The organism is Kitasatospora sp. NPDC089913, from assembly GCF_044748625.1.
Lineage (GTDB): Bacteria > Actinomycetota > Actinomycetes > Streptomycetales > Streptomycetaceae > Kitasatospora.
In genome coordinates this window covers 149,790-173,854 of sequence record NZ_JBIVGI010000014.1, presented here as the reverse complement: position 1 = coordinate 173,854, position 24,065 = coordinate 149,790, and the positions used below count along the sequence as shown (strand labels likewise).

Genomic DNA, 24,065 nt, shown 5'->3' with positions numbered 1-24,065 from the left:
CGTCCTTCACCTCCAGGGAGCCCGCCATGTCCGACATGTCCAGCGACTTCGGCCTCGACCTCCAGGACCTCGACCTCAGCGAGCTGACCGTCACGGCACTGCGCGACACCGTCGCACTGCCGGAGAACGGCGCGTCCCACGGCTCGTGCTCCTGTCAGGCCTCGTCGTCCTGCGTTCAGCCCAACCTGTCAGCCACGGAACTGATCTGACGTCCGATCAGACAGATCCTCAGCGATATTCCTCGGGAGACCCGCATGTCCGACCACCTGCAGGACGCCCTCGCGTTCGACGGTCTCGACCTCGACCTCGACCTCGGCGAACTGACCGTCACCGCGCTCCGCGACAGCATCGCCCTGCCGGAGGGCGGAGCCTCCAGCAACCCGGCCTCCTCCTCCTGCCAGTCGTCCTCCAACTCCAGCGTCATCATCCACCCGCCGGCCACCCGCTGGTGATCGGCGCGGACCCGCACCGCCCGGTCGCCGAAGGTGCGGCCGGACGCTGAGCGGTGACGAGTCACCACCGGACCCGGCGCGTTCCGCAGCGGAACGCGCCGGGTCCCCCCGTGGGCGCGTCCCCGGACCGACGCCCGCGGAGGTACGAGATCACCCGCCCGATCCCCAGCCACCGGAGGTGGCCCGCAGTGCCCAACCGCGCCCCCGCCAGGGCCGTTCCGGCGCCCGCGCCGCCGGCCGCCGCGCCCGCCGAGGCCTCCACCACCGCCTCCACCGCGGCGTACGCGCTGGTGCGCAGCACCGTGCTCGCCCGGGCCCCGCAGTCCGCGGCGTCCGCGCTCGTCAGGGACCTGCTGGCGCGGCTCACCGACACGGAGACCGCCGACGCCGCCCTGCGGTCCGCCCTCGGCGACGACCTCTACGCCAGCCGGGACGGCCACGACGAGGAGTTCCACCGGCGCGTCGTCCTGCCGCTGCGCAGGGACCTGCACAACGGCCGTGCGCCGCGCACCGCACAGCTCGCCCGGCTCGGGGACCTGCCCGCCCGGGTCCCCCGCCTCGCCGAGTGGCTGGAGCTCCGCGAGCGCCGCACCCGGCTGCTGGCCGGCCTCGCCCAGGCCGTGCCGTCGGCGCTCGCGGCGGAACGGGCCGCATTGGCCGCACTCTGCCGGGAGCCCGCGTTCCGCCGTGCCGTCGCCCTGGGCAGTGCCGACCTGCTGCGCGCCGTGGTCCACACCTCGGAGCGGGAGGCGGACCGGCCGGGCCGGGCCCGCAAGGAGGAGGCCGCCGTGCTGCGCCACGCGCTGCGGGCGACCTGCAAGACCAGTCCGCTGTCCTGGTTCACGGCGGTCGGCTGGGCCCCGGAGGAACCGCTCCCCGGCTCGGGCGAAGCGGCCCCGCGGGCGGTCGTCCGGGTCAACCGGACCCTGGTCGGAGCACTGGTCCAGGCCCTGCTCGACGAACCCCGGCGGGCCCGCTGCCTGCCGCACCGGATGACCAGCGCCGCCGGCGTCGACGGCGGCCGTGCCCACTACCGGCGCACCCGGCCGGTGTTCCTCGGCGGCCGCTACCTCGCCACGCGCGAGGAGGACGTGGAAGTCGGCGCCCGGCCGCACCTGGCACTGCTCGCCTCCCTCACCGGGACCCCCGAACCGCCGGGGCCGCTCTCCGCGCGGCTCGCCGCGGCCCTCGGCCGCCCCGCCGACGACCCGGCGGTCCGGCGCTCCGTCGACCAACTCCTCGACGCCGGGCTGCTGGTGCCCACCGAACCGGTCGACCCGCAGGACCCCGACCCGCTGGAGCGGCTCGCCGAATGGCTCGACGCCTGGCCCGAGGACGCCGCGCTCGCCCGCGCGCTGCGCAGGCTCGCCGAGGACACCGCCGCCTACGCGACCACGCCCGCCGAAGCCCGGCCGGCGGCGCTCGCCGCCCTGGCCACCGACTGGCGCGACCTGCTCGCCGACGCCGGCCGGCCCCTCCCCGGCGGGTCCGTGCCGATCACCGTGCTCAGCGAGGACGTCCACACCGCCGCGCCGCCGCAACCCCGTCCGAGCGCCGTCGACCGGGCCGTGCTCGCCGAACTCACCGCACTGGCCGAGCTGTTCGACCACGGCCACCTGACCAGACTGGCCACCCGGGACCGCTTCGTCGACCGGTACGGCACCGGCGGCGTCTGCGCCGCGCCGTGGGAGTTCGGCGCCGGGACCGGCGACGCCTGGGCCGACGTCCCCGTCCCCGGGGACATCGCCGCCCTGCGACGGGAGTTCACCGGCCTGCCCGAACTGGACGGTGAGGTCGTCCTGCCCGCCGACCGGGTGCGCGCGCTGGCCGGCCGGCTGCCCGCCCGGACGGCGACCCGGCCGCTCAGCTACTCCTGGTTCGTCCAACGCGAGGCGTCCGGGGGCCTGTTGTGCGTCAACCACGTGTACGGCGGCTGGGGCCGCTTCACCAGCCGGTTCCTCGACGCGACCGCGCCGCAGGCCGCGGGCGAGGTCGCCCGGCAGATCCGCGCGGGGCTCGGCGCCGGCACGCGCGCCGCCCAGATCCGGCCGGTGGGCGGCTTCAACGCCAACCTGCACCCGCTGCTGCTCGCCGAGGAGGTCGGCCCCGACCGGCGTTGGTCCGCCCTCTCCGAAGCCGACCTCGATCTCGTCCACGACGTCGCCAGCGACCAGCTCCGGTTCCGGCTGCGCTCCACCGGCGAGTACCTCGACGTGCTCTACCTGGGCTTCCTCTCCCCGGTCGTCCTGCCGCAGCGAATGGCGCCCCTGCTCGCGGACCACCCGAACGGCGTCGTCGTCCTCGAACCGCTGCTGCCCCGTACCTCCCTGGCCGCGCCCGGCGGCACCGTCGTCCGCACTCCCCGGCTGCGCTACCGGCACGTCGTGCTCGCCCGCCGCCGCTGGCACCTCCCGGCCGAGGTCCTCGACGCCTTGCGGGCCGACCTCGCCGCCACCCCGGCCGATGCCCCGCGTTCCTCCGGCTCCCCCGCACCGGAGCGGGTACCGGTCGCCGCCGTCGCCCGCTGGCGCGCCCGCCTCGACCTGCCCGAGCAACTCTTCGTGCACCCCGTGACACCGCCCACCGAGGGCACTCCGGCGGCGGAGGCCTTCCTCGACCGGCTGCGGGCGCCCAAGCCCCAACCGGTGGACCTCGGCAACCCGCTCCACCTGCGCCACCTGGACCGGTGGCTCGCCCGCCACCCGCACGGCGTCCTGCTCGAGGAGGCACTGCCGCCGATCGGCGGGCAGACCGAGCCGGCGCGGGCGGTCGAGCTCGTCGTGGAGACCTACCGCCCGGCCCGGACCGCCGCCGCGCCCGCCGCCACTGTCCACCTGCCCGCTCTGCCAGTCCTGCCCGTCCTGCCCGCCCTGTGACCGCACCGCCCCTGCGGCGCCGAGGAGTTCACCGATGACCGAGCCCAGGAGTGAGCCCGTGGGCGGCCCGGCGGCCGGACAGCCGGCCGAGGCCGCCTCCGGGACGGCCCTGACCGACGTGATCCTGTACCACTACCGGCCCGTCAAGGCACCCGCGCTGCGCGAGGCCGTCCTGCCGCTGGCCCACCGGGCGACGGAACACGGGCTGCGCGCCCACGTGGAACGCCACTGGCGGTTCGGTCCGCACCTGCGGCTGCGACTGGAGGGACCGGCCGGGCAAGTGGCCGCCGTGGCCCGGGAGTCCGCCGACGCGCTGCGGGCGTGGGCCGCCGCGCACCCCTCCGTGGCCGACCGTACGACGGAGCAACTGCTCGCCGAGGCCGCCGTCGCTGGGCGGGCCGAACTGATCGCCCCGCCGTACGGCCCGCTGGTACCGGACAACACCGTCCGGGTCGCCCCCGTCGAGCCGGCCGCCACGGCCGACCTCAGGGCCCTGCTCGGGGCCGAACCGGCTTCGCTGCGGGACGAGTTGATGCGTGCCGGACTCGCCCCGGTCACGTCGGCCTGCGCCTTCCTCGGCGAGCGGGGCGACACCGCGGAGGCCCGGGTGCGGCTGGTGGTCACGGCACTGACGGCGCACGCGGGCACCCACCCGGACGGACTGGTCGGCGGCCACTACTCCTTCCTCTCCCACCTGGAGGACTTCCTCCTCCACGAGGACCCGGACGGGCGCCTGCGCGCCGCCTTCGACCGGCACTGGGAGCGCGGCCGACCGGCGGTCGCGGAACTGGTCCACCGCGTCGCGGCCGGGGACGCCCGGAGCTGGGAACGGGACTGGGCGCACTGGTCGGCCTCGGCCTGGCGGCGGGCCGAGCTCCTGCTGGCGGCCGGGGTGGACCTCTCGGGCCGCAGCGAGGAGTACCGGGCCCGCGCCGCCGCCCTCGGCGACCCCGCCGTCGCCGAGCGCTGGGACTTCGAACTGCGGACCCGCTACAGCGAGTTCCACCGGCTGGTGGCCCGCAGCGACCCCGACGGCACCGCCTTCGGCCGCGCCCACTACCTCGTCTACCGGACCACCACCAACGCCCTCTACCGGCTCTTCGCGATCTGCGACGTCCGGCCGGTGGAACGCTACCTGGCCGCCCACCTCGTCGTCCGTGCCGTGCCCGGGCTCACCGGGCACCGGTGGCAGGACCACCTCGGCGCGGCGGTCGCCAGGGCCGAGGGGGCGGCATGACGGCGGAACCGGCCGCCGGCCGCCCGCGGCTGCGCCCCGGCGTGGCGGTCACGCCGCTGCGGGAGGGTCTGCACCTGCGCGGCCGCGGTACCAGCCTCACCCTGGAGGGCAGCCGCGCGCTGCCGGTGCTGTGGGAGGTCCTGTCCGCGCGGCTGGCGGACGGTCCGCCCGCCGCCGAAACGGATCCACGGCGGCCGGGCACGGCAACGGCAAGCCCCGAACCGGCGACGGGCCCTCCGGACCCCACCGCCGGGCACCCGAAGCTGGAGGCGGCACTGGCCACCGTCACCGCCCGCCTGCGTGAGCACGGCCTGCTGGTCGACCGGTCCGACGAGCCCGAACCGCCGCCCTGGCCGGGCTCGGTCGCCGAGCGTCCCGGGGACGCGGTGGCGGCGATCGCCGCCGCCCACCCCGTGGTCCTCGCGGGGGACCCGCAGGAGGCGACGGCCCGCGCGGTGGCGCGTGCCCTCACCCGGGGCGGGGCGGAGCCGACCGTCGTCGCCGACCCCTCGCTGCCCGCCGGACAGGTGCTGGTCGTCGCGGCCGAGCCCCCGGTGGCCGTCGGACTGCAGTGCGGCGCGGACGGCGGGTTCGTCACCGCGCCCGCCGGTGCGGCCCGCGCCCGCGCCGATCTCGCGGCGCTCACCGAACGGCTGCGCCCCGGCCCCGGGCACGGCCCCGACCCCGGGCGACGCACCGGCCCCGAGGACGGCTCCGACCCCGGGCGACACCCCGGCTCCGAACGCCACCCCGACCCCGCGCGGGCGCCCGACGGTTCGACCCCGAGGGCTCTCCCGCTGCTGCTCGCCGCCGCGACGGCCCAGCGGCTGCTCTGCGCCGTCGCCGGACTGCCCGACCCGGCCGACCCCACGGACAACCCCCGGCTGCTCGCCGGCCGCCCCGCCGTCCTCGTCGCCGACGCCCGCCCGTTGCGGGCCGAGCACCGCCCGTGGGCGGCGGGGCCCGGACCGGCGTCCGCACCGCCCGAGGACCTCGAGGGGGCCCTGCGCCGGGTCGCCGCGCTCGGCGACCCGCGGCTCGGTGTCATCGACGCGCCCTCCCCCGGCGACCTCCCTCAGCTGCCCACCGCCCTGGTGACCAGCCGGACACCGGACGGCCCGCTGCTGGCCGGAGCGCCCCGGACCGACCTCGCCCGGCTCACGGGTGCCGTCCGCGCCCTCGAACTCCGGCTGGCGGCCGCCGATCCGGGCACGGCCGGGGCCGCCGGAAACGCGCCCCGGGTCGCGGTCGGCGCCGGGCCCGCGCAGGCGCTCGGCCGGGCCCTGCGGCGCGCCGCACTGGCCGTCCCCGGCGGCCCCGCCGACCCACGGGCAGCCACCGCGCCGGCGACGGTACCCGGGGAGCGGTGGCGCGAGCACCCGCAGGCCCGGTACTGGACGGCGGCCCTGGCCCGACGCCTCGGCCGCCACGCCGCCCCCACCGTCCGCCGGATCGCCGAGTCCGTCTTCCTCGCCACCGTCGAGGGGAGCCGGGCCGTCGAGGCCACCGCGCCCGACGCGGTCGCCCTCGCCGCGCTGGCCGCCCTCACCCGGCTGGCGGCCCTCGACCTCGGCCCGGGGCGCGTCCACCACACCGCGTTCAGCGGCGCCGACGCCCCTCCGGCCGCCGCCGGACGGCCCCTCCCCGACTGGGTCGGCGAGGGCTGGACCGGCCGCTGGCTCGCCGGACTCGCCGACCGCGAGACGGAGTTGCAGGCCGCGCTGCACCGCCTGACCGGACTGCGCACCACCCCCTGGCAGCCCCGTACCAACGCCGCCCGGCAACCGGCCGACGCCCTGGCGGGCTGCGGCTTCACCGCCCTCGTGCCCGTGGCGGACACCCGGTGACCGCCACCGATCCGCCCGTTCTCGACCCCGAACAGGCCCTGGCGACCACGAGCGGCACCGCGGTCGTCCACCTCACCGCCTGGACGCTCGGCCTGGCCGAGCGGCTCAGCCGCCACGCCCTGGCACACCCCGTCCGGCTGGTTCCGGTACGCGAGGACGGTGCGCTCACGGTCGTCGGGCCCGTCCTGCACCCCGGTGCGCCCGCCTGCCTGAGCTGCACCGAGGTCCAGCGGCTCGCCAGCGCCGGCGGCCGGGTGCCGTGGCAGAGCCCGGCCCTGGCGCTGGCCGGCACCGGCACCCCGGCCTTCTCCGAGGCGGTGCTCGCCCTGGCCGCCGACCTCGCCGACTCCGACGCCGCAACAGACCCCGGCACCGCCGCCGAAACAGGCACCGGCACCGAAACAGGCACCAGCACCGGCACCGGCACCGAAGCAGCCACCGACGGCCGGGCCGCCACCCACGCCACCGTCCACCTGGTCCACGGCGACCGCGCCACCTGGTCCACCCACCGGGTCCGCCCCGTCGGCGGCTGCCCCGTCTGCCACCCGCTCCCCGAGGACACCCCCGACGCCGCCCGCCTGCCCGGCACGCCCCGCGCGCTCCCCGACCCGACCGTGCTGCGCGGCGCCAACGACCGGACCACCGCCGACCGGCTGCGCGCCGAACTGCACGACGAGCGCTTCGGCCCGGTCCGCCGTCTCTACCGCACCGAGGACTCGGCGTTCGCCCTCACCAGCGCCCTGGTCACCGACGGCCGGGCCGAGGAGGACGGCGGCTACGGACGGTCCACGGACTTCCGGTCCAGCGAACGCGTGGCCCTGTTCGAGGCCGTGGAGCGGCTCGCGGGCATGCGTCCGCTCGGCCGCCGCACCACCCTGCGCGCCTCCTACGCCCAGCTGGCCGCCGCACGCGGCCCCGGGGGCGTTCTCGACCCGGTCCGGCTCGGCCTGCCGGACCCCGGCGACCACCCCGGCCGCACCACCGTCCCCTTCACCCCCGAGCTGGTCCTCGACTGGGTGCACGGCTGGTCCCTCACCCACGAGCGTCCGGTCGCCGTCCCCGAGCACCTCGCCTACTGGGACCCGCCGGGCCGCGACCGCCCCCGGATCGCGCACGAGTCCTCGAACGGCTGCGGCCTGGGCAACAGCCCCGAGGAGGCGGCACTGTACGGTCTGTTCGAGATCGCCGAGCGGGACGCCTTCCTGCTCGCCTGGTACGCCCGCACCCCGCTGCCGGCCGTCACCGTCCCCGTCGACGACCCGGAGACGGCCGCGCTCGCCGACCGCGCCGAACTGCTCGGCTACCGGCTCACCCTGCTCGACGCCACCAACGACCTCGGCGTCCCGGCCGTACTCGCGCTCTGCCGCTACCGGGGCACCCACCCCGACGCCCCACTGACCTTCCTGGCCGCCGGAGCCCACCACGACCCGCGCACGGCGATCCGCTCCGCCGTCGCCGAGGTGGTCACCAACGTGCAGGACGAGCCACGCCGCCCGGCCACCGACGGCGGCGCCAGGGACCGACGACGTCTGCGCCCGATGCTGGAACGGCCCGAGCTGGTCGCCGTGCTGGACGACCACGTCGGCCTCAACACCCTGCCCGAGGCGCAGCCCCGCCTGGACTTCCTGTTCGCCGGCCCGCCGCCGGTGCCGTGGCGGGAACGCTGGCCCGGCGCGCCCGAACCGGTGGACGACCTGACCGCGCTGCTGGGGCGGACGGTCCGGCGCCTCGCCGGGGACGGCCTGGAGGTCGTGGTGGTCCGTCAGGACGAGCCCGGTGTGCGCGACCGGCTCGGGCTGCACTGCGCCAAGGTGATCGTCCCCGGGACGCTCCCGATGACCTTCGGCGAGGCCAACCGGCGCACCCTCGGTCTGCCCCGCCTGCTGGAGGTCCCGTACCGGCTCGGCCGCACCCCGCGCCCGCTGCGGCACGACGAACTGCCGCTGCACCCGCACCCGTTCCCCTGATCCGCCGCACCGCGCGACCCACCGCGCCACTCGGCCGGCCGACTCCCCCGCCCGACCCGCCCCCTGCCCGACCCGCCCACCGTCCGGAGAGGACCCGATGACGAACCGACTGCCGCCGGCCGCACCCTGGCAGAGCCTGCACCTGGCCCTGCCGCTGCCCGCCCGCGAGACCGACGCCTTCGTCACCGAGGACCTCGCGCCGCTGATGGACCGTCCCGCCGACAGCGACTGGTTCTTCATCCGCTACGGCGAGGGCGGCCCGCACCTGCGGATCCGCTTCCGGGGGACGGCCGCACGCGCGGACGGCCTCGCGAAGGAACTCGCCCGGCTCGCCTCGCTCCGCAGCCCGGCGGACGGTCCGTGGGCGGCCCGGCACGGGGAGGTCACCGCCGTCCCCTATGAGCCGGAGACGGAACGCTACGGCGGGCCCTCGCTGCTGCCGGTCGCCGAGGAACTCTTCACCCGCTCCACCCGCACCGCGGTCCTCGCCCTGCGCACCCTCGGCCCGGCCCCCGCCGCCCGGCTGCCGCTCGCCCTGGACCTGGCGCACACCACCACCCGGGCCCTGGGGCTGGACGAGCTCGCCGCCGCCCGCTGGCTGCGGAACCACTCGGCCTCCTGGCGCTGGGTGACGGAGTTCCGGCCACTGCCCGGGGCCGCCGTCCACAGCAGGGTGAACACGGTGTTCGCCCAGCAGCGGCAGACCCTGGCCCGCCGCGCCGCGGCCCTGCGCGAGGCCCTCGGCACCGGCACGGCCGCGCCCTGGCTCGGCGACTGGTCGGCGCACGTCATGGCGGCCGCCGCCCGGATGCGGGCCGTCGCGCCCCAGGACTCCGAGCAGCGGCTCCTGCGGGTGTGGGCCTCACAGTTGCACATGCTGTTCAACCGGCTCGGGGTCGGACCGGACGAGGAACGCGCGGTCTGCCGGCTCGCCGGCCGGACGCTCCTCGAGACGGACCCGCCGTTCGGCTTCTTCCCCGAGGGCCCGGACGCCCCGGACCGCCAGTACCTGGAACGCAGCAAGTTCCAGATCGGGCGCCCCGAGGACACCGCACTGCGGGAGGCGGCGCCCCCCGACGTGCCGCGCCCGTCGCCCGGCGACCTGCCGCTGCCCGCCGACCCACTGCCGGCCGTCCCCCTGGCCGACGCACTGCTGACCCGCCGGTCCACCCGGGGACGGCTGGCCGGACCGCTCACGGCCGGGCAACTGGGCGGCCTGCTCTGGTCCGCCTGCGCACCGAACCGCCCCACTGGCGACCGCCCCTACCCCAGCGCGGGCGGCATGCGCGCCGTCCGGGTCCGGCTGATCGCCCTCGCCGTCGAGGGCCTGCCCGCCGGCACCTACCACTGCCTCCCGGAGCTGCGCTGCCTGCGCCCGATCGGACCGGCGCCCGACCCGGAGCAGCTCAAGGCCCTCTCCTACTACCTCTCCCGACCGGCCTCGGACCCGCAGGCACTGGTGGTCGACGAGGCGCCCGCGGTGCTGGCGGTCCACCTCGACCTCGCCGCTCTGCGGCAGCGCTACGGCCTGCGCGCGCTGCGCCTCGGCCTCGTCGAGACCGGGCACCTCACCCAGAACCTGCTGCTCACCGCCGCCGCGTTCGGCCTCGGCACCACGCCGCTGGGCGGGCTCTTCGACGACCTCGCGCACGAGTTGCTGGCCCTCGACGACCTGGACCAGCCGATCCAGTACCTGCTGCCGCTGGGCCGCCCGGCCGCGGGTGAAGGGTCCGGCAGCAGCACGACGGCTCGTGAGCGGCGCCCCTCGGGCTAGGGGTTGTCGAGGGGGACGGGTGCCTGCCCGGTCTGGGCGGCGACGAGTTCGCGGTAGGGAGCGCAGCGGGCGAGGAGGGTGGAATGGTCGGCGGCGTCGACGACGGTGCCCCGGTTCATCATGATCACGTGATCGGCGTGCTGGACCGTGGAGAGCCGGTGGGCGACGACCACGACGGCACTGCGGCGGGCCAGTCGGTCGACGATCTCGCGGAAACGCAGTTCGTTGATGCCGTCGAGCTGGCTGGTGGGCTCGTCGAGCAGGACGATGTCGGCGCCGCTGAGGAGGGCGCGGGCCAGCGCCATCCGCTGGCGCTGGCCGCCGGACAGGTCGAACTCGCGGCCCAGGACGGTGTCCAGGCCGTGCGGGAGGCGGTCGACGTCCTGGGCGAGGCCGACGGTGGTCAGCGCCCGGGCGAGTTCCCCGTCGGCCGCGGTGCCGGTGCGGCCGAGCTGGAGGTTCTCCCGGGCGCTGGCCTCCAGGAGGGTGAACTCCTGGTCGACGTAGGCCATCCTGGCCCGCAGTGAGCCCAGCGGCCAGGTGCGGATGTCGTGGCCGAGGATGCTGACCGAACCGGCGCCGGGGCGCACGAAGCGGCCGACCAGGGAGAGCGCGGTGCTCTTGCCCGCGCCCGAGGGGCCGACGACGGCGGTCAGGCCGGTGCGCGGGATGCTGAAGGAGGCGGAGTCCAGGGCGGGGCGCCCGGTCCCGGCGTGGGTGTAGGAGACGCCGCGGAAGACCACCGCCGGGGCGTCGGGCACCGGGGTGGGGGTGGGGCGGGCCTCGTCCTCCGGGTCCGCCTCCCGGGGCAGCATCAGCAGTTCGTTGCAGCGGTCCCGGGCGGCGAGTCCGGCCTGGAGCCGGCCGAAGCCGGTGGCGAGGGTGTTCACCGACGGGACGGTCTGGAGCAGGTAGAGCAGGAAGGCGGCGAACTCCGCGACCTGGAGGTGGCCCGCCGCCATGCGCGCGCCGCCGGTGAGGATCACCGCGATCATGGCGAACTGGTTGCCGAGGGTGAGCGCCGCCGGTACCAGGGCACCGAGCCGGGCGCCGGTCAGCGAGACCACGCGCAGCTTCTCGGCGTCCTGCTCCAGCACCCGGTCGGCCAGCGGTTCGGCGCGGCAGGCCTTGATGGTGGTGAGGGCCTCCAGGTGGGCGGTGAAGCGCTGGGCGATCTGGCCCACCGCGTCCTGCTGGCCGGTGACATTGGCCCGCATCCGGCGCATGATCAGCAGGACCAGGGCGGTCAGCCCGGCCAGGGCGGCCACGGTGACGGCGGTGAGCACCCAGTCGATCCACACCATCACCGCCAGGGTCGCCAGCACCCCGAACGCGGCGAGCGGGAGCTGCATCGCCACTTCGACCACCTGGCCGAGGAGTTGGGCGTCGGAGGTGACGCGGGCGGCGAGCTCGCCCGTCCCCCGGGCCCGTACCACCAGCAGCGGCAGGCGCAGGGCGTGGGCCATCACCGCGGTGCGCAGGCGGTAGGTCATGCCCTCGCCGACCCTGGCGAGCTGGAAGCCGGAGAGGGCCTGGGCGGCCGCCCCGCCGACGGCGGCGCCGGCCATCATCAGCAGCCCGGGAGCGAGCGAGCGGTGGGCGGAGAAGTCGCCGACGATCCGGCGGACCAGCAGCGGGAGCGCGAGGGCGGCGACGGTGGCCACCACCGCGAGGATCAGGGCGGCGGCGAGGCGGACCGGCTGGACGGCGAGTTCACGGCGCAGCCGGACGGGCGACGGCGTGGAAGCAGTCGCGGAAGCCGTCGCGGAAGCGGTCTCCACGGGCGGGGCGACCCCGGCCGCGGCGGGCCGGGCGGAGACGGTCTCGACGGGCTGGGAGGCCTCGGTCTCGGCGGGCTGGGCGGCCACGGGGCACCTCTCTGCTGGACGGGTCACGGATCGAGGGGGCGAGGTGCGGGGCAGGAAGAGGGCGGGGCAGGAAGAGGGTGCGGGGCAGGAGAGAGGGCCGCGGCGTCGAACGCCGCGGCCCGGGGGGCCGGGGGGGGGGGGGGGGGGGGCGCGCCCCCCCCCCCCCCCCGGCGGCCCGCCCGCCCCCCCCCCCCCCCCCCGGGGGGGGGGGGCGGGGGGGGGGCGGGGGGGGGGGGGGGGGCGGGGGGGGGCGGCGGCCCCCCCCCCCCGCCGGGGGGGGGGGGGGGGGGGGGGGGGGGGCCCCCCCCCCCCCCGGCCTGGCCGCTCGGACCGCACGGGCCGCCCCTCGGGCGACCGCGTGGATCAGAGGCAGATGAGCGTGCTGACCGTGCTGGTGCCGCAGTTCAGCACGCTCAGCGAGCTGGTGCTCGCGAGGGTGTCGTCGATCGGGGCCGCCTCGGTCTCGGGCAGCTCCATGGTCTGGAGGTCGAGGATCGCCATGATGGTCTCCTTCACTTCGCGGTGGATCACCCGGCCGGACGGCCGGGGGTCTGTGGCGGCGCGCACGCGTGGCGGCGCGCTCGCGGGTGCCGGTGGGCCGGGCGGGCCCTTCGGCGGGTGGCGGGACGTGCGGTCGGTGGGGCCCGGTCAGCTGGGCGCGGTGGCGGCCGGTCCGGTGAACGGGAGGAACGGGGTGCCCGCGAGCGCCGTGCCCAGGGCCAGCAGCACCCCGGCCGAACCGGTCGCCAGGTCCGTGGAGAGCCGCAGCAGCTGGTCGCCGGGGAAGGCGAGGCGGCCCCGGTAGGGCACCTGGTGGAGCGCGAGCAGCGCCCGGTGCCGGTCGAGCAGCCCGCCGCCGTCCCCGTTCCCCGGGCCCTCGGCGGCGCGGTCGCCGGTCAGGGCGAGGTAGCCGAGGAGTCCGGCCCGTCCGTTGAACAGGCCCGGCTGGATCACGAACTCCGGTTCGGCGGCCCTGCGGATCAGCGCCTGCCGTTCGGCTGCGGCACTGTCGGGCCGGTGGCGGAGCACCGCGGCGAGGGCGATCCCGATCCCGGCGCTGCCGGTCTCGACGTAGGGCAGGACCCGGCGCCGGTCGACCACCTGGAGGGTGCCGTCGCTCACCTCGACGCAACGGGCGAGGTCGAGCTCGAGCAGGGCCTCGGCACGGTCGAGCAGGGTGCGGTCACCGGTGTGTTCGTACAGCCGGACCAGCGCGAGCGCGGCTCCCGAGGCACCGGCCAGCAGTCCGGCCGCACCGCCCCCGTGCTTCTCCCAGGCGGCCGCGGCGGCACCGGCCGCGTTCAGGGCCTGCTCCAGCAGCCGCTCGTCACCGGTGGCCCGGGCGAAGTGCAGCAGGGCGAGGGCGATCCCGGGCCCGCCGGAGGCCAGCGTCGGTGCCGGGGCCGAATCGCCGTCGGCGGTGTGCCCGCCGAGCCGGTGCAGCAGTTCCGACGCCCGCCGGCGCTCCCCCAGCAGGTCCAGGACGTACGCGACGCCGTGGCCGCCGTGGTACAGGCCGGGTGCCGGGCGGCGTTCGAGGGCGGCGTCGGCCAGCCACCGCACGTGCGCGGGGTCGACCTCGGCCCCGGTGCTGTGCAGGGCGTAGAGCACCCCGGCCGCGCCGTGCGCCAGGCCGAGCCCACCCTGGGTGAACTGGGCGATGTCGCCCGGGAAGAGGCGGTCGGAGCGTTCGGGAGTGGCGGCCGCGGCGATTCCGGCGGCGAGCGAGTCGCGGATCGCCGGCCAGTCGGCGACCGGCGCCTCCAGCAGCGCGCGGGTCTCGGCACGGCCCTCGGACAGTTCCGGACGGGGCGTGCGCCCGTCGTCGGGGGTGCGGCCGAGCAGGCGGCGGATGTCGTCGGTGTAGCCGGGCGGCACCGGGAAGCGGCGGTCGACGGCGTCCGCGAGCTGCCCCGCCTTGTCGGCGTCGAGGGCGGTGAGCTGGACCAGCGGGAAGAAGAGCCACAGTCGCAGTGCCGCCAGCGCGTACCGGTCCACGCCCGTCCCGGTGTGGCCGGGCGGTGCGGTGAAGCCGGCGGCTCCCAGTGCGGGGCGCAGGAAGTCGTCGACGGTGCTGGCGAGTTCGAAGTCGATCAGGCAGAGCTCGCCGTCCGGCCGGACGATCACGTTGCGCGGGTGGAGGTCCCCGAAGACGACGCCGCGGTCGTGGATCCCGGCCACCGCCCGCTCCACCTGGTCGACCACGGCCAGGGCGTCGCGGGTGTACTCGGCGACGGCTTCCTCGTCGGCGTCGGGGTGGATCAGCGGGTAGCGGGCCGTCAGCCACTCGCTCAGGGACTGCCCGGCGACGTACTCCTGGACCAGGAACTCGTGCTCCCAGGCCGTCAGCAACCCGTGCTCCCGGGGCACCCCGGGGACGCCGGCCAGCCGGGCCAGGACGGCGTGCTCGTTGCGCAGCCGGGTCACGGCGTCGACGCCGCGCTGGTCCAGCCCGGCGAACGGACGGGCCTCCTTGAGCACCAGCTGCGGCCCGTCCTTCCCGTCGCGGGCCAGGTAGACGCCGCCGGCGTTGGAGAAGTGCAGGACCCGCTCGACGGTGTAGGGGAGTCCGGTCTCCTGCGGTGCCGCGCGCTCCGCGACCGCCGCGGCGATGCACTCCGGCACCGGCGCCCAGGCCGGCACCGAGAACGCGGCCCCGCGCACGTCGGGCACCAGCCGGCCGTCCGGTCCGGCCAGGGCCAGGACGAGTTCCCCGGCGTCGTTGCGGCAGTAGCGTTCGGCGAACCCGCCGTACCTCAGGTACAGCGGCCCGTCCTTCCAGCGCAGGTCGCTGAGGATGTACGCGCCCTTGTGACCGGCCAGCAGCGTGCCGAGCCCGTCCAGACAGCGTTCCAGCTCGGCGTCGTCGACCGGGTAGAGGGTGCAGAACTTCCCGCTGGAGCCGCGGGGCGCGTACTTGGAGTTCTGCACCTGGAGGATGGGCAGTCCGCGCAGGAACTTGAAGGTGACGCGCTCCCGCAGACAGAAGGAGTGGACGGTCTCGAGCACCTCCTCCGCGGTGCCGAGGCACGCGGAGACGTGGATCTTCCAGCCCTGGTCCGGGATCCGCACGCCCGCCGGACGCACCACGGCCCACATCTCCAGGTCCCCGCGCTCCCAGCCCTCGGGCAGCGGCCGGGTCACGGCGGCGAACTCCTCCTGCGCTCCCCAGCGCCGGGGCGAGTCGTAGAACAGCGGGTCGGCGTAGGCGTAGGCCTCGTAGCGGTTGTCCAACGGAACCCTCCTCCTGGTGGCGGAGCCGGAACGGGCGGGCGGTGCGGGTGGCACGGACGGGGCGGGTGGCACGGACAGGGCGTCGTACGGTGCGCGGCGGAGCACGGCGTGCCGCGGGCACGGCGGGAGAGCGTGGTGGGGCGGACGCGGTGGGACCCGGTGGGACGCGGCCGTCCGGCGGGCCGTGGTGCCCGGCGCGGAGGGACGGAGTCGCGGTGCGGCGTGACGCCCCGGTGACGGCGGGGCGGTGAATGCGGAGACCGGGCCGGCCCGGGGGAAATCGCGGTCGTCCTGGTTCGTGCGGATCGGGAGCGGCCCCGGCGGTCGGAATCCGGTATCGCGGTGAGGCCCTCCGAATAGTGGAGCCGCCACGAATTCTCCGCAACAGCGCATGTTCGGGCCGGGGACCGCGCGCAATGCCCCCGGCTCGCGCTCGGTCGCATTTCCGACGGAGGGCGCGCCGCCGCGCGCCACCCGGTCCGGCCGGCCTCCGTTCCCCGGCCACCGTCCGGCGGACGGAGGTACGCGAACGCTCCCCCTGCGACGACCGCGCTCCGCCCGGGGGACAGCCGTCGACCGGCCGCCGGGCTGGGACGATCCGAAGGCGATCGGTTCGGCGCCCGACCGGGAGCCGGCTTCGCTCCGTACCCGAAAGCCCCCGGCGCACTCCCGGCGGACGACCCGTACGCGGCCGGTCCACCACGGCTCGACGAATCGGTCATTTCATCGGACGGAACCGAACACGATCGAGTTGATCATATTTCTGTTCTATTTCAGGAGTATTTCGGTGGCCCCTGAACTTTGTTCTTCCTTGACCATCGGACCGGCTCATCGGAATGACTCGTTCGCACAAGTCCGGCCCCGGCCGAACCTTCCGTCCATCGGGCCCCGTCCGCGCGGGCTCCCGCAGCAATGACAGCGGCCCCCGGGCCGGAGCGCGGGACTCCTCGTCCCGTGCCCGCGTGCCCGGGGGCCGCCGAAGCGTTCCGGATCAGTGCGCGTTGGTGTACATGTACGCGCCGGTGTCGTAGTTGTAGACGGCGAGCTTGATCAGGACGCCGGCGTCGGACCTGATCTGGGTGGGGATGTCGCACCTGTCCGCCCAGACGTTCGTGTCCGCGACCACTCCTTCCCAGTTCCAACCGCCGCTGCCGTTGGACGTCAGGATCCAGAGGTTCTGGCCGCAGTGGTTGGTGTGGAAGTCGATGTAGGCCACGTCGTGGCCCCCGGTCTCCGAATTGTTGAGGATCTTCAGGTCCGCCACGGTGCCGGTGGAGGAGACCTGGTCGCACCAGTAGAAATGGCTGCTCGAACAGGTGACCCGGTAGCCGGGGCCGGACGGGGCGGCGGCCTTCGACGGAGCCGCCGCGGCGGCCGGCGCGGCCACCGCGACGGGCAGGGCCAGCAGGCCCAGGACGGCAGCCGCGCGGCGGAACTTCTTGCCGGTCATACGTGATCCTCTTCCCTCTCACGCGCGGCGTCCTCCGGCCGGAGGACGCTCACAGGTGCGCCGGGGAAGCGGCGGCGACAACGCGGCGGCACAGGGCACCGGCGCCGGACCGGGGACGCCGTTCCGGGCGTCCCCGACTCCGTGGGGGGCGACGGTGCCGCGCCACGTCGTCACGAGGAGCTTTCGACCGGAACCCTAGGCCACCGCCACCGCCGGGGGATTGTAGGAATGCGCAGAGTCCCGCTCAGCCGGGCTCGTGGATCTGCTGGAGGTCGTCGAGCAGCCCCGCGAGCCACACCGCCACGTCCACCGCGTGCAGCGACACCCGTCCGTCGGCCCCGGGCCCGGGCGTGCCGTCGAGTTCGGCCACCAGCGCGGCTCGCGCCCGGGCCACGGCGGGCTGTGCGGCGCCCGCCGGCTCGCGGGCCCGCAGCGCCGCCGCCTGGCGGCGGAACGCCGCCACGACGTCGTCCGCGTGGCGCAGCAGCGCCCGCGCCCCGCCCCGGTGGGGCACCGCCGTCCCGGGCGGGATCCGGGCCAGCAGCGGTTCGGCGCCCCGGACGGCGTGCTGCCCGGCCAGGACGGCCGCCTGCCAGTTGGGGCCGTCCGCGGCCGGGTCGTGCCGTTCGCAGCGGTACTGGGCGTACATCGCCTCGGTGAGCAGGGTGGAGCGGCGGGCCCGGCGCAGCGCCCCGCCCGGGCGGCCGGTGCCGGTCAGTACGGCGACCGTCTCGCGCACCGCGTCCGCGCTCTCCTCCAGCAGACCGGCGGTGCGTCGGCGCAGGTCCTGGGCGCCGCCCCGCGGCCAGGCGCAGAGCCCGGCGAGGAGGCCGATCGCCGCGCCGGTGGCGACGTTGACCACCCGCGCCTCCGCCAGCCGCCAGCTCGCGGGCGCCAGCTGGGTGAAGACGAGGGCGACCACCAGGGTGAACAGTCCCTGGCCCCAGGCCGGCCCGAGCGCCGGTCCGGCGCTGAAGGCGATCAGCATCACCGGCGGCAGCGCGAGGGCGTAGACCAGCGGGTGCTCCCCCACCACCAGCAGCACGGCGGCCGTCGCCGCGGCGCCAAGGGCCGTCCCGACCAGTGCGGGGCGCAGGGTCGTCCGGGTGTCGGCGGCGCTGGTGCGCATCAGGGTGAGCGTGGCGAGCAGCACCCAGAAGCCGTGCGACAGGTCCAGGCCCCCGGCCAGCAGCCGGGCCGCGCCCAGGGCGCCCGCGGTGCGCAGGGCGTTGCGGAAGGCGACCGAGCGCGGGGTGAGGTTGGCGCGGAACCGGCGCCACCACAGCAGCGGGGCCGGGTCGTAGGCGTACCAGAACGGTCCGGGCCGCTGGTCCGCGGGCGTCTCGTCGGGCGGCAGCGGTGCGCGCCGGCCGACCCGCACCGCCCGGACGACGAAGCGGGCACCCTCGGCGGAGTCCAGGGCGGCGGTGCCGAGCGCGGGCCGGACACGGTCGGTGCGATCGGCGTACCCGGTGCCGGCGGCGTGGTCGGTGCCACCGACATGACCGGCGTGACCGGCGTCATCGGTGCTGTCCGGCACGACGGTGCTGTCCGGCACGGCGGTGCGGGCGGTGTCGAAGGCGGCGAGCTCGCGCTCGACGACGCCGGTGTCCGGGACCGGGCCCGCCCGCGGCAACCCCGCGGCGGCCGCGCGCAGCGCCTGCGCGGTGACGGCGGTCAGCCGGGCCGCGCCGGGGTACGGCCGGGCGAGCCGGAGGATCCGCAGGAGTTGCGGGCCGGTGTACCGGAGGGCGGCGGCGCAGTGGGTGAGGGCGCGGTCCACGGCGCCGGCCCCGGCGGGGCGCTCCATCACCGGGACCCGGCTGAACCTCAGGTCGTCCAGGCCCGCGCGGGCCCGGTCGGCGGCCGCGGTGACGGCACCGGGGGGCGCCGCCCGGCCCGCGCAGGCGTCGGCGGCGAGGTCCGCCAGCTCCGCCAGGGCGAGGGCCGCGCGCGACAGCCTGCCCCGGTAGTCCGGCGGTGCCGGCTCCGGCCACAGCAGCCGTTCGGCGGCGGCGAGCAGCAGCATCCCGGCCGTCACGCCGAGCAGCCGCTGCGACAGGGTGTCGGGGGCGTAGGGCGGGAAGCACGGGAGGATGTAGAGGAGCTGGAGGCCGTTGGCCAGTCCCACCATCCGGGGACCGCCGACCGAGCCGTAGGACACCGCGAAGCCGACCGCCACCATGCCCAGGGCGGCCGCCCAGGAGTGCACCGCCAGGACGGTGCCGAGGCAGACCAGCGCCCAGGCGCACGGCAGCGTCCACAGGATCGTCCGGGCCCGGGTCCGCGCGGCGCCCTCGACCCGGGCCAGCACCCCGAGGGCGACGGCCGCGAACAGCGCGTAGGTGGCCGCCACCGGGCGGTCCAGGCCGTAGCGGAAGAGGTAGAACCCGGCGCAGGCCGCGGCGGTGACCCGGACGGCGCGGTGCACCACCGCCGGGGCGGGGCGAACCCGCCGCGGCTGCTCCGCGCGCCCCCGCGATCGGCGCATCGCACCTCGCTCCCGTGTCCGCGTGGGGTGGGCCGCCCCGGCGCGGGAGGCCGCCGCCGGGAACGGGTCGGACCCCTTCACCGTAGGACGCCGCCCGGCCGCTCCGCAGCAGGAACGGAAGCGGACGTGCCGCAGCCGGAACGCGGAGCGGAACGCGGGGCGGGTGGGAAGGCGGCGGACGGGAACGCGGGCCGGAACGCGGACCGCCGGGTTCAGCGCTCGCGCAGGCAGAGCACCACGGCGCCGAAGTCCTGCGAGAGCTTCCCGGTACCGGTGGCCCAGTCCGGGACGACCTGCTCACAGGTGGCGGTCGCGGGCGCGTCCAACCGGGCGAGCACGGTGAAGTACTGGTCGCCCGGCTCGTCCCGCACGGGACCGCGCACCGACAGCAGGCCGCAGGGCGCGGTGAGCCACTTCGGCCGGTCGACGTCGAGCCGATCGCCCCGCTTGAGGATCTCCTTGCCCACGCAGTCACCGGGCCGGGCCGCGGTCACCTCGTCCTCGAACAGCGGGCTGAACACGGCGACGGACCCGGCGATCAGCCCCAGGACGAGCAGCACGCCGAGGGTGTACGCGGTGCGGCGCAGCGCGGTCAGCGCGTGGCGCACCGCGCGGGGCCTCGGCAGGGTGGCCGTCGGGGAGCCGATGCCGGCGATCACCGAGCCGGTGCGGGCGGTCGTCCCGGCCCGGCGGTGGACGGCGTAGAGCATGCCGCCGTGCGGGGCGGTGACGACGACGTCGCCCCGGCCCGAGGCGACCTCCAGCAGCGGGTCGCCCTTCTCGACCGTGTCCCCGACCTGCTTGAGCCAGCGGACGACGACGGTGCGCTTCATCCCCCCGGTCTCGCCGGGTATCCAGGGCAGCGTGACCGTCGCGTAGCCGGCCTTCAGCTCGCCCACCCGGGCCGCGAGCGGAGCCAGGACCGGCGCGGGGGCGGACGGTTCCCCGGCCGGTTCCCGCGGATCCACCAGGGTCGGCCCAGGGGGGAGCACGGCGGTGGTCAACTCGGACGTGCGGCGCACCTGTTCGACGATCATCGCGGTCACGTCCGGCGGCAGCCAGACGGTGGCGGGCGCGGCGGAGGCAGCGGCGCAGCGGGTCAGCACCTCGGCCACGCCGGGGCGCTGCTCCGGGTCCTTGGCCAGGCAGGCCCGGACCAGCGGTGCGAGGGCCGGCGGCAGGCCCTCGAGGTCGGGCTCCTCGTGGACGACGTGGTAAACGACGGCCTCGGTCGGACCCTCACCGAACGGCGGGCGGCCGGTGGCCGCGTGGGCGAGCACCGCGCCCAGGCTGAACACGTCGCTCGCCGGGGTGGCCGGGTTCCGGAGGATCTGCTCGGGGGACATGAAGCCGGGGGTGCCGATCACGGTGGTACCGGTGAGGCCGGAAGTGGCGTCCAGGGCGCGGGCGATCCCGAAGTCGATCACGCGCGGGCCGTCCTCGGCGAGCACGACGTTGCCGGGTTTGAGGTCCCGGTGCACCAGGGAGCGGGCGTGGATCGCGGCCAGCCCCTCCGCCAGGCCGGCGCCGAGCACGGCGACCGTCGCGACGGGCAGCGCGCCGTGCCGGGCCACCACCTCCCCCAGCGAGGGGCCGGGGATGTAGGAGGTGACCATCCACGGCGGGTCGGCCTCGGCGTCGGCGTCCACCACCTGGGCGGTGTAGAACCCGCCGACGCGCCGGGCGGCCTCGATCTCCTGGGCGAACCGCCGCCGGAACCGCGCGTCCTCGGCCAGTTCGGGGCGGACCAGCTTCACCGCGACGGTCAGCCCGCCGGGCGAGCGGCCGAGGAAGACCCGCCCCATTCCGCCGCCGCCCAGGCGGGCGAGCAGACGGTACGGTCCGACCTCGCGCGGGTCGGCGGCGGACAGCGGCTTCATCAACGGTCCTCACGGGTACGGCGGGCCTGGGTCGGGAGCGACATGATCCCATCGACGCGACGCGTGCGGAGGCGAATCCGAGGATCGGCGGCACGTTCCGGCCGGCCGCACCGCCGCGGCTCCCGGCGCCGGCCGCGCCGTCCGGCGTTCAGGCTTCCTTCACCGGGACCATGACGGGGCGTCGACCGCACTTCCCGGGGGCGTGGCACCGTGCGGCGGTCCGGACCTGCCGACCGGCGGTCCCGGAACCCACCCGACATCCACCCGAAGGGTCGCCGTGAAGCGCACCGCCCCCCTGTCCGTCGCCGTGGCCGTCTCCATGACCGCCTCCCTGGCCGCCGGAGTGCTGTTCACCGCGGGCACCGCCGCCGCGCACGACCGGTCCGGCCTCTCGCGGGTCGACCGCGACCTCTACGGCACCAAGGCTCCGTACGAGCCGCAGGGCCGGCCCGGGCACTACCAGAAGGTGCCGAAGGGCTTCGCCCCGGTCTTCACCGAGAACGTGGCCCGCCACGGCTCCCGCGCCATGTCCGACGGCGAGGACGGCGAGGCGGTGCTCGCCGTGCTCGACCGGGCGCAGCAGCAGGGCGCCCTGACCGACCTCGGCGCGCGGCTGGCCCCGCAGGTGCGGACACTGCTGACGGCGGCCTCGACGCTCGGCTTCGGCAACCTCTCCGCCCGCGGCGCCGACGAGCAGCGGCAGACGGCGCTGCGGATGGAGCAGCGGCTGCCGTCGCTGTTCCGGTCGATCGCGGCCGACCGGCGGCCGGTCGTGGTGGAGACCTCGGGCGTGGCCCGCGCGGTGGCGAGCGCCGGTGCCTTCACCGCCGGCCTGACGGCCGGGGACCCGGCGCTGGCGGGCACGATCAAGGCTCCCGTCACCGACAAGAACCTGCTGTACTTCCACAAGCAGCCGCAGAACGCGGACTACCAGGCGTACCTGGCGAGCGACCCTGACCTCGCCGCGGTCCTCTCCGGCGTCGAGCAGCAGCCGGGCACCGCCCGGGCGGCCCGGCACGCGGTCGGGCGACTGTTCCGCGCGGGCTTCGCCGGGGCGATGTCCACCGAGGAGCAGATCGCCTTCGCCCGTTCCCTGCACGCGCTCTACAGTGCGGCGCCGGACCTGAGCGTGGAGGCGCCGGGCGTCGACCTGACGCCGTTCCTGACCCAGGACGACGCCCGCCGGCTCGCCTACCTGGACGACGCCGAGGAGTTCTACCAGTCGGGACCGGCCTTCAGCGGACGCACCATCACCTACCGGATGGCCGGTGTCCTGCTGGACGACCTGCTGGCCCGGGCCGGGGCCAGGGCCGCGGGCACCAGCGGTGACGGCGCGGTGCTGCGGTTCACCCACGCCGAGGAGATCGAGCCGCTCGCCGTGCTGCTGGGCCTCCCCGGCAGCACCGAGCAGGCCGACCCGGACGAGCCGTACACCTACCGGAACAACCCGTGGCGCGGCGCCGAGGTCGCGCCGATGGGCGCGAACATCCAGTGGGACCTGTTCGCCGACACTCCCGCCGACGGCCGCCCGGCCGCCTACCTGGTGCGCATGCTCTACAACGAGAAGGAGACGGCCTTCAAGTCCTCCTGCCGCCCGGTCGCCAAGGGCAGTTACTTCTACCCGCTCGACGAGCTCAAGCACTGCCTCGCGCACTCCTGACCCGCCGTCCCCCGGGAGGGACGGAGCCGCCGCGGCCGGGGCGACCCGGCCGCGGCGGCGTCCCGTCGCACCGGCCGGTGACGGGGGCAGTCCCCCGGCGCTCGCGGGCCGTGGTGATCGGCACCCGGCACCGGCCCGGCCCGGGTGGCCCGGGTGGCCCGGCCGTGGCTACCGGGTCGTGAAGTCGATCTCCGCCGCCGGAAGGACCCGGACCGTGCGCCCGGCGTAGAGGATCGTCGCGAAGAGCGCGTTGTGGTGGACCACGACCTGGGCGGCGGCGGGCAGCGGGCTGTCGGCGGGGCGGGTGGGCGTGGTGTGGCCGTCGGCGGCGAGGACCAGGTCGTAGCCGTGCGAGAGTGCGCTGCGGCCGGTGGAGTCGACGCAGTACTCGGTGGCGTAGCCGGTGAGGACCACCCGCCGGACGCCCCGCCCGCGCAGGAGCTCGTCGAGGGAGGTGCCCAGGAAGGAGTCGGCGCTGTCCTTCTCCAGCACGGTGTCGCCCGGGTGCGGGGCCACCGCCGGATGGACCTCCAGCAGGTCGGCCGGCACATCCGGGTGGTCCACCCGTTGGCGCAGGTAGACCACCGGCGCACCGGCCGCGCGGGCGCGCCCGGCCAGTGCGGCGACGCGGGCGAGACAGCCCTCCACGTCGTGGGCCCCGACCAGCAGGGCGCTCTGCAGATCGACGACGAGCAACGCGGTGTCCGGCATGCCCGTCACCCTAGCCCAGCCGTCAACGCGGCGGCCCCAGGCGCTCGGTGGGCGTGGCGCCGGGCCCGGCGGGGAGATCCTCGATGCGGACCGGACCGGGGACGACCTGCTCGCTGTTCGGGCCGGCCACGGACTCGCCGTCCAGGTAGCGGCGGAGCCATTCGGCGAAGCTCATCGGGTACCGGTAGAACTCGTCGTCGGCGCCGACGTAGACCACCACCGACCAGGCGCCGGCCGCCCGGTCCCGGTGCAGGAAGACGTGCTCGCCGTGCGGGGTGCCGGTGATCGGGATCAGGCCGTCGGGGCCGCCGAAGCCCAGCGGTTCGGCGAATCCGGGGAAGTTCTCCTCGGTGAACTCGCAGTCCCGGTACACCTCGACGGTCTCGCGGATGTAGTGGCCGAGTCCGTTGACCTCCGTGGAGGGGTTCGACAGATGGACGGCCCCGTTCAGCCGCACCGGCGCGTAACGGTCGGTGAGGACCTTGAGGTCGGCCGGCAGGTCCACGCCCAGCTCGGCCTCCAGGCGCTGCCAGTCCTCGGCCGCGGCGCCCGGCCCGGAGGCCGGGCCGAGGACGGCGTACAGCCGGGTGAGGTGCTCGTCCATCTGTCGACTCCTGT

16 protein-coding genes are annotated in these 24,065 nt (G+C 76.6%); 8 read left to right on the top strand and 8 right to left on the bottom strand.

Annotation, left to right across the window (positions count from 1 at the left end; translation table 11 throughout):
* Nucleotides 1–26: 26 nt before the first annotated feature.
* The 7 genes from ACIPYS_RS22345 to ACIPYS_RS22315 all read left to right on the top strand — a co-directional run bounded on the left by ACIPYS_RS22345 (nt 27) and on the right by ACIPYS_RS22315 (nt 10,153).
* Nucleotides 27–209 carry a thiazolylpeptide-type bacteriocin gene (locus tag ACIPYS_RS22345; protein WP_093858541.1) on the top strand — a complete coding sequence of 61 codons (183 nt, stop codon included), beginning with the start codon at nt 27–29 and terminating at the stop codon, nt 207–209.
* A gap of 45 nt (nt 210–254) precedes the next feature.
* Nucleotides 255–452, top strand: coding sequence for a thiazolylpeptide-type bacteriocin (locus ACIPYS_RS22340; protein ID WP_093858542.1), 198 nt, complete (start codon nt 255–257; stop codon nt 450–452).
* Nucleotides 453–640: 188 nt separating this feature from the next.
* Nucleotides 641–3,328, top strand: a complete 2,688-nt coding sequence (locus ACIPYS_RS22335; protein ID WP_400748594.1) for a lantibiotic dehydratase — start codon at nt 641–643, stop codon at nt 3,326–3,328.
* A 34-nt stretch (nt 3,329–3,362) separates the two neighbouring features.
* Nucleotides 3,363–4,565, top strand: a complete 1,203-nt coding sequence (locus tag ACIPYS_RS22330; RefSeq protein WP_400748591.1) for a hypothetical protein — start codon at nt 3,363–3,365, stop codon at nt 4,563–4,565.
* Nucleotides 4,562–6,412, top strand: a complete 1,851-nt coding sequence (locus ACIPYS_RS22325; protein ID WP_400748588.1) for a hypothetical protein — start codon at nt 4,562–4,564, stop codon at nt 6,410–6,412. Before ACIPYS_RS22330 ends, ACIPYS_RS22325 begins: the two co-directional genes overlap by 4 nt.
* Nucleotides 6,409–8,379, top strand: a complete 1,971-nt coding sequence (locus tag ACIPYS_RS22320; protein ID WP_400748585.1) for a TOMM precursor leader peptide-binding protein — start codon at nt 6,409–6,411, stop codon at nt 8,377–8,379. The genes ACIPYS_RS22325 and ACIPYS_RS22320 overlap by 4 nt, the downstream gene beginning before the upstream one ends.
* A gap of 97 nt (nt 8,380–8,476) precedes the next feature.
* Nucleotides 8,477–10,153 carry a thiopeptide-type bacteriocin biosynthesis protein gene (locus ACIPYS_RS22315; protein WP_400748582.1) on the top strand — a complete coding sequence of 559 codons (1,677 nt, stop codon included), beginning with the start codon at nt 8,477–8,479 and terminating at the stop codon, nt 10,151–10,153.
* Here ACIPYS_RS22315 and ACIPYS_RS22310 read toward each other — a convergent pair.
* The 6 genes from ACIPYS_RS22310 to ACIPYS_RS22285 all read right to left on the bottom strand — a co-directional run bounded on the left by ACIPYS_RS22310 (nt 10,150) and on the right by ACIPYS_RS22285 (nt 21,076).
* Nucleotides 10,150–12,021: an ABC transporter ATP-binding protein gene (locus ACIPYS_RS22310; RefSeq protein WP_400748579.1), complete on the bottom strand. Its 1,872-nt coding sequence runs from the start codon at nt 12,019–12,021 to the stop codon at nt 10,150–10,152. The two genes, ACIPYS_RS22315 and ACIPYS_RS22310, sit on opposite strands and share 4 nt — an antisense overlap.
* Nucleotides 12,022–12,384: 363 nt before the next feature.
* Nucleotides 12,385–12,522, bottom strand: a complete 138-nt coding sequence (locus ACIPYS_RS22305; protein WP_107452462.1) for a SapB/AmfS family lanthipeptide — start codon at nt 12,520–12,522, stop codon at nt 12,385–12,387.
* A gap of 147 nt (nt 12,523–12,669) precedes the next feature.
* The gene (gene lanKC, locus ACIPYS_RS22300) at nt 12,670–15,255 is read right to left on the bottom strand and encodes a class III lanthionine synthetase LanKC (protein ID WP_400748575.1); all 2,586 of its coding nucleotides are present in this window, start codon (nt 15,253–15,255) and stop codon (nt 12,670–12,672) included.
* 991 nt (nt 15,256–16,246) lie between these two features.
* Nucleotides 16,247–16,705 carry a hypothetical protein gene (locus tag ACIPYS_RS22295; RefSeq protein WP_400748572.1) on the bottom strand — a complete coding sequence of 153 codons (459 nt, stop codon included), beginning with the start codon at nt 16,703–16,705 and terminating at the stop codon, nt 16,247–16,249.
* A 244-nt stretch (nt 16,706–16,949) separates the two neighbouring features.
* A complete protein-coding gene (locus ACIPYS_RS22290) occupies nt 16,950–19,196 on the bottom strand; it encodes an FUSC family protein (protein WP_400748569.1) in 2,247 nt (748 codons plus the stop codon).
* Nucleotides 19,197–19,408: 212 nt separating this feature from the next.
* Nucleotides 19,409–21,076, bottom strand: a complete 1,668-nt coding sequence (locus tag ACIPYS_RS22285; protein ID WP_400748566.1) for a protein kinase — start codon at nt 21,074–21,076, stop codon at nt 19,409–19,411.
* Between the two features lie 277 nt (nt 21,077–21,353).
* On the opposite strand from ACIPYS_RS22285, the gene ACIPYS_RS22280 reads away from it, so the two are divergent.
* Nucleotides 21,354–22,736 (top strand): histidine-type phosphatase, encoded by a 1,383-nt coding sequence (locus ACIPYS_RS22280; protein ID WP_400748563.1) that lies wholly within the window; start codon nt 21,354–21,356, stop codon nt 22,734–22,736.
* 168 nt (nt 22,737–22,904) lie between these two features.
* Here ACIPYS_RS22280 and ACIPYS_RS22275 read toward each other — a convergent pair whose 3' ends face one another.
* Nucleotides 22,905–23,447 carry an isochorismatase family protein gene (locus ACIPYS_RS22275; protein ID WP_400748560.1) on the bottom strand — a complete coding sequence of 181 codons (543 nt, stop codon included), beginning with the start codon at nt 23,445–23,447 and terminating at the stop codon, nt 22,905–22,907.
* Between the two features lie 22 nt (nt 23,448–23,469).
* A complete protein-coding gene (locus ACIPYS_RS22270; RefSeq protein ID WP_400748557.1) occupies nt 23,470–24,051 on the bottom strand; it encodes an SMI1/KNR4 family protein in 582 nt (193 codons plus the stop codon).
* Nucleotides 24,052–24,065: the final 14 nt, after the last annotated feature.